Source organism: Streptomyces hygroscopicus subsp. hygroscopicus (assembly GCF_001553455.1).
Classification (GTDB): Bacteria; Actinomycetota; Actinomycetes; order Streptomycetales; family Streptomycetaceae; genus Streptomyces; species Streptomyces hygroscopicus.
On record NZ_BBOX01000096.1, the window covers coordinates 21,718 to 27,717 of the forward strand.

General features: G+C 72.4%; 5 protein-coding genes and 1 pseudogene. 3 read left to right on the plus strand and 3 right to left on the minus strand.

Going from position 1 to position 6,000, the window contains the following annotated elements; translation table 11 throughout:
* Positions 1–263: 263 nt before the first annotated feature.
* From AXW62_RS10565 to AXW62_RS10575, 3 genes and pseudogenes are all read right to left on the minus strand, one after another.
* Positions 264–977 (minus strand): annotated as a pseudogene (locus AXW62_RS10565) (pyridoxamine 5'-phosphate oxidase family protein); the annotation flags it as partial.
* 151 nt (positions 978–1,128) lie between these two features.
* Positions 1,129–2,667, minus strand: a complete 1,539-nt coding sequence (locus AXW62_RS10570) for a globin domain-containing protein (protein WP_060944281.1) — start codon at positions 2,665–2,667, stop codon at positions 1,129–1,131.
* A gap of 355 nt (positions 2,668–3,022) precedes the next feature.
* A complete protein-coding gene (locus tag AXW62_RS10575; RefSeq protein ID WP_060944282.1) occupies positions 3,023–3,655 on the minus strand; it encodes an HAD family hydrolase in 633 nt (210 codons plus the stop codon).
* Positions 3,656–4,025: 370 nt separating this feature from the next.
* Between AXW62_RS10575 and AXW62_RS10580 the strand changes: the two genes are divergently transcribed.
* The 3 genes from AXW62_RS10580 (at position 4,026) to AXW62_RS10590 (ending at position 5,783) form a co-directional block, all read left to right on the plus strand.
* Positions 4,026–4,532, plus strand: a complete 507-nt coding sequence (locus AXW62_RS10580) for a hypothetical protein (RefSeq protein ID WP_060944283.1) — start codon at positions 4,026–4,028, stop codon at positions 4,530–4,532.
* 66 nt (positions 4,533–4,598) lie between these two features.
* The gene (locus tag AXW62_RS10585; protein WP_060944284.1) at positions 4,599–5,075 is read left to right on the plus strand and encodes a MarR family winged helix-turn-helix transcriptional regulator; all 477 of its coding nucleotides are present in this window, start codon (positions 4,599–4,601) and stop codon (positions 5,073–5,075) included.
* 252 nt (positions 5,076–5,327) lie between these two features.
* Complete coding sequence (locus tag AXW62_RS10590; protein WP_030827671.1) at positions 5,328–5,783, plus strand: GNAT family N-acetyltransferase; 456 nt, start codon at positions 5,328–5,330, stop codon at positions 5,781–5,783.
* Positions 5,784–6,000 lie beyond the last annotated feature (217 nt).

The window sequence follows — 6,000 nt, forward strand, 5'->3', positions numbered from 1 at the left end:
ACGGCCGGGGCCGCCGGAGCGACCTGGCCGGGCAGGTCAGGCCGTGGGTCTGCCGCCTGCGGGTCGCCCGTATGCGGGGTGCCCGTGTGCGGGTCGGCCGTATGCCCCGTATGCGAGTTGCCCGTACGCAGGTCGGCCGTACCAAGGTCGGCCGTGCGCCAGGCTGCTGTATGCCGGTCTGCGGTGTTCGGGTCGGCCGGTCGCAGCTCCTCCGTGCGCGGGCCCGGTCGCACGACGGCATCCGGCCGCACGACGTCCGGCCGTGGGGCGTCCGGCCGTGGGGCGTCCGCTCGCACGACGTCCGGCGGTGGGGCCGGTGTGGTGGGCGGGAGCCGGCGGCCCTCGCGCGCATCGGCGGCGGCACCGAAGAAGTCGCCGCCCTTCCGCTTGACGTCGTCCGTCCCCCAGTCCCGTTCCTGGCCGTGTTCGAGGGCCCGGTCACCGGAGAGGGCGCGCTGCCGGCCGTCGGCTCCGCCGGTGCGGCGCTGCGCGGGGACCCTCTGGAGGTGGGGAATGTGCTTGGCACAGTGGATGTACGCCTCTTCGACGGTCACCTCGACCCACACCACCGCGCGCCGGCCCGGCACCGGGTCCACCGGGAGGTCGGGATGTGCCGCGCGCATCTCGGCGTCCTCGACCACCCGGGCCCGGCCGTTCACATGCAGCCCGATCCGGTCCCGGAAGAAGTCCACCATGAGAATGCCGAGGTGGGGGTTTTCCTGGATATTGCCGAGGCTGGCCAGGACGCCGTTCCCCCGGTATTCGGGATAGGCCACCGTGCGCGCGTCGAGCACCCGCAGAAAGCCGGGCGGTCCGGCCCGGAAGGTGCTGTCGCACTCCCCGTGCCGGTCGGAGGTGGCCAGGAAGAACATTTCCTGACGGCCGATGAACTCCCGCATCCGGACGTTGAGGTGGTCCAGCACCTGTTCGTCGTAGAAGCGGTCGGCGCGATCGACCGTACCCAGCCGCCGCTGCAGAAGGTGTTCGCCGTCGCTCCCCGGACGCCAAGCGCGGTCGTCCAGGTGCTCCGCACTGTCCACGGTTCTCGTCCCCGTCTCTGAATTGCCATCCGGAGTTGCCGGAATGCCTGCCTCGTATCGGTGTTCCGTCATGTGCCCCGCCCGCGCCCTACTCCGCGGCGGCGGCGAGTTCTTCGATGGAGTCGTGCCGTATGCGGTGGGACGGGATACCGATGCCCATCAGGGCGTCGACGCCGCTGCGGATCATCCCGGGCGGCCCGGAGAGGTACGCGTCGAACGCGTTCCACGGGCCGTACTGCCGCACGGCGTCGGGCAGCTGGCCGCTGAGGCCGTTGGTCGTGCCGTCGGAGACGACGGGGCGGACCGCGAGCCATGAATGCTTCCGCGCCAGCCGCATCATGGTGTCGATGTCGTACAGATCGTGATCGCTGCGGGCGCCGTAGAAGACCTCGACCGTCCGGTGGCGGCCGTAGTCGGCGACGTCCTCGACCAGCGCCTTGATCGGCGCGATACCGGTGCCGCCGCCCAGGCAGAGCAGCCCGCTGTCACTGGAGTGGTCGACCGTCATGGACCCCGCGGGCGGCCCGAGGCGGATCACATCGCCGGGACGGGCCCGGTGCACCAGCGCCGAGGACACCCATCCGGCCGGTACGGCCTTCACGTGGAAGGAGAGCAGCCCGTCGGGGCGGGGCGCCGAGGCGAACGAATAGTGCCGCCACACCCGCGGCCACCACGGGGTCTCCACCGAGGCGTACTGGCCCGCCAGGAAGGGGTACGGCTGGTCCGGACGGACGGTGACCACGGCGATGTCGGGGGTGCGCAGCTCATGCCCGACCACCTCGGCGTGCCACCACGCGGGGGCGATCAGCTCGTCCTCGGCCGCCGCGTCGATCATGATCTGGGAGAACTGGGTGTAAGCGCGCACCCAGGCGGCCTCGGCCTCGTCGCTCCAGGTGTTGACCGCGTAGCGGGTGAGCGCGCCGATCAGGCATTCCCCGACCGCGGGGTAGTGCTCGGGCTGGGTGCCGTACTTGCGGTGGCCGCGGCCGAGTCGAGAGAGGAACTCGGTGAGGATGTCGTTGTCGTCGACGAGCCGGGCGGCGGTCAGCACGGCCTTGAACAGCCGGTCGCGCTGGGCGTCCATGGCGGCGGGGAAGAGTGACCGCAGCTCGGGGTGCTGGACGAAGAGCAGCGCGTAGAAGTACGAGGTGACCTTGTCGCTGATGGGCTCGATCTCGGCCATCGTGCGGCGCAGCAGGACCGCGTCGGGCGAGGCGGTCTCGGGGACGGCGAACCGGGGGTCGAGGCCGGGCCGGACGTCGTGCGGGGCGGAGGCGGCCTCATCGGGGCGCTGGTGCTGCTCCTCGGGCCCGGTGGCCGGGGGGCCGCCCGCCGGACGGTCGCCCGGCCAGGGCCCGGACGCGGGGCCCGGCTCCACGGGCGTACGGCGGTCGGCTCCGGTGCCGACCGGCCGTACCGGGTTCACCGGGCGGCTCGGCGTACGCTCATCGCTCGGCCGGTCCTGGGTCCGATCCTGGGTCCGGTCCTGGGTCCGGTCCTGGGTCCGGTCCTGGGTCCGGGGCTGGTCCTCGGCCGGTTTCCTGCTCGGGGTGAACCAGCCCCAGTCGCCACTGTTCCCGCCGGAGCCGTCGCTGCCGGCCGACGATGTGGTGGTCGGAGCGTCCATGGTTGCCTCGCCTCGAACATCTTCCTGTCGGTCTTCGCACTTCCGCTGCCGGAGTGTGCCCGCAATTCCCCGTTCTGGTGCACTGGCTTCAAGCGAGAATGGCCGTACCGGCCCTCTCCGTAACTCTCTTCCGGGCAGCATGCCACGCTCGTTCCCCGCCCCGGGTGCTCAAGCCCGAAGTCCAGGGAAATCAGACCGCTTTCCCTTCACGTTGGTTGGCCTGGGTCGCCCGGTTCTGCTCTCCCGGTAGAGCCTGCCGGGCGGAACCGGACCCGACCCTACCGGCCCCGCATGAATGCACAAGCCCCCGGCGCACGCATCCGTTACACCCACCAACTCACGTAATTACCGATAGTTACGAGCAGTTGCCCGCCAATTCGTAAGCCTCTCGGAGATCGCGTCCGGTATAGGCGTGGGATGCGATTCCGCTCACATGGTGATCGGCGTTCACGGCGATCGAGACCGGTACCACCGCGAACAGCTCGGCGTCCGACAGGGAATCCCCGTAGGCCACGCAGTGATCCCTGGTCAACCCGAACTTCGCGCAGAGTTCATCGGCGATCCGGACCTTGGCGGCCGGGGTTAGGATCCCCGCCGGATCCACCGGGTCCCGGAACGGTACGGAGGGCCAGGCCGAGCCGTAGGTGGCGTCGGCGCCCCACTCCAGCAGCCGTGACACGAAGAAGCCCGGTGAGAGCGAGATCACCGCACACCGCTCGCCCCGCGCCCGGATGTCCGCCCACACCTCACGGATCCCCGCCAGCCACGGCGCCCCTTCGAAGGCGGCGGCCACATGGTCCTCCGTCAGCTCCGCCCACAGCGCGCAGGCCCGCTCCGCGAACTGGGGCGTCGTCAGCTCCCCACCCGCGAACGCCCGCTCCAGCGCGGCGATCTCCCGCTCCAGGCCGAGCTGCCGGGAGATCTCGATCGCGGCGGCGGAGCCGTGGATGAGGGTCCCGTCCAGATCGAACAGATGCAGTCTGGTCATGACAACCGAGCGTAGAGGCAGCCGCCCCGGCCCCACCGACCCGGCCTTCCAGCCCCGGTCTCCTGACCCGGCCCCACCGTCCCGGTCTCCTGGCCCGGTGCCACCGTCCCGGCCTTTCCCGCCCTGGTCTCCCGACCCGGCACCACCGCCCTGGCCTTCCGGCCCGGCGCCACCATCCCGGCCTCTCACCCCGGTCTCCCGACCCGGCGCCGCGGCCCCCGCTTGTCCGCCCCAGCCACCGCGGCCCCCGCCCGTCCACCCCGGCCTTCCGATCCGCCACCACCCGGGCGGGCGGGCCACCGTCGGGAGTACGCACGGATACTCCCGCCGTCAGACGCCGCGGCGGCCCGGCCCCCGCCACGGTGGGGGCATGCGGCAGCTCACCCGTCCCGTGCGCCGGGGCCTCCTCGTCGTCCATGTCGTCGTCTCCGTGGGTTGGCTCGGGCTGACCCTCGGCATGCTGGCCCTTGGGATCACCGGGGCCGTCGCCGACTCCGCCGAGGAGGCCGGGGCGGTCTACCGGTCGATGAACGTGCTGGGCGACTGGCTGCTGATTCCCCTCAGCCTGCTGTCGCTGACCAGCGGGATCGTGCTGTCGCTGGGGACGCCCTGGGGGCTGGCGCGCCACCGCTGGGTGTACGTGAAGTTCTGGCTGACGCTGATCACCACCGCCGCCACGGCCTTCGCCCTGCGCGCCCGGATCGACGCCGCGATGGCCGATGTGGTGGCGGGGCGGCCGGTCGGGCCGACCACGGATCTGATCCTGGCACCGTCGGTCAGCCTGGGCATCTATGCCTTTCTCACCGCCACCTCCGTGATCAAGCCCTGGGGGCTCACCGCCCGGGGGCGACGGTTCCGGGCGATAAGGCACCGATAATTGCATACGCGATCTTTTTCATCGCTGCACTACCCTGGAACCCGCTGACCCACCGAGGAGGGTTCCATGCCGGACGCGCCGCACCACATCACCACCCCGCCCGCCGGGCGGGCCCTCGCCCAGGGCTGGTGCGCCCTGTCCTCCCTGCACGGTCGGCTGGAGACGCATACCGAGCGTGCGCTGCAGGCCAGGCACGGTCTGAGCGTCCGCGAGTTCTCCGTGCTCGAGGTGCTCAGCCGACAGCATGACGGCGAGGGCGGACATCTGCAGATGAAGCAGCTCGCCGACTCCGTCGTACTCAGCCAGAGCGCCACGACCCGGCTGGTCACCCGGCTGGAGGATCGCGGTCTGCTCTCCCGCTACATCTGCCCCAGCGACCGCCGCGGCATCTACACCGACGTCAGCGCCGAGGGGCTCAAGCTCCTGGAGGAGGCGCGGCCTACGAACGACGCCGCGCTGCGCGAGGCGCTCGCCGACGCCGCCCGGCGACCGGAGCTGGCACCGCTCGTCGCCGCCGTCGAGGGGCTGTCCACCCCGCGCTGATCGCCCCAGGCCAGGGGCGCGCCGCGCGGCTGAACGCCGTCCGGGGCATGCGCCGCATGGCTGAACGTCATCCAGGACACGTGCCGCGTGGCCGGACGCCGTCCAGGGCCTGCGCCGCGTGGCCGGACGCCGTCCCGCGGGCGCGGGCCGCGCGGGCGGTGGCCCCCGGCTGTGGGCGCTGATCAACGCCCGTACGGCCCCGAGCCGGTCACCACCGTCCGTGGGCGGCGGGCCCCCGCGTAGGCTCTCCGCGTGAGCGACTTCGACATACGGCGTGCGACCGCCGATGACATCCCGGCGATCGTGGCCATGCTCGCCGACGACCCGCTCGGCGCCGGCCGCGAGACCCCGGACGACCCGGCCCCCTACCGCGCCGCCTTCGAGCGGCTGGACCGGGACCCCAGTCAGCGGCTGGTGGTCGCCGTCCGGGACGGCCGGACCGTCGGTACCCTCCAGCTGACCGTGATCCCCGGGCTGTCGCGGCGCGGCGCCACCCGCTCGATCATCGAGGGTGTCCGGATCCACGCCGACGAGCGCGGCCGCGGGCTCGGCACTCAGCTGATCGAGTGGGCCATCGAGGAGTCGCGCCGCGAGGGGTGTGAGCTGGTGCAGCTCACCTCGGACGCGAGCCGCACCGACGCCCACCGCTTCTATGAGCGGCTCGGCTTCGAGGCCAGCCACGTCGGCTTCAAACGTCAGCTGACCTGACCGCGAGTCGGCCGGACGGCACGGCCTCCGGTCTGATGGCCCAGCGGGGCCGAGGCGGCGCACCGGCCACACCGCCCGGTGTGCCGCCCCACAGCCCGGCCCGGACAGCACACTCCGCCCCGTCCACCACAGCCCGGCTCACCCGGCACAGCCCGCCCCCGCCACACCGGCCGTACGCCCCGCCCCGGCCCGGACAGCCCGGCTCACCCAGCACAAC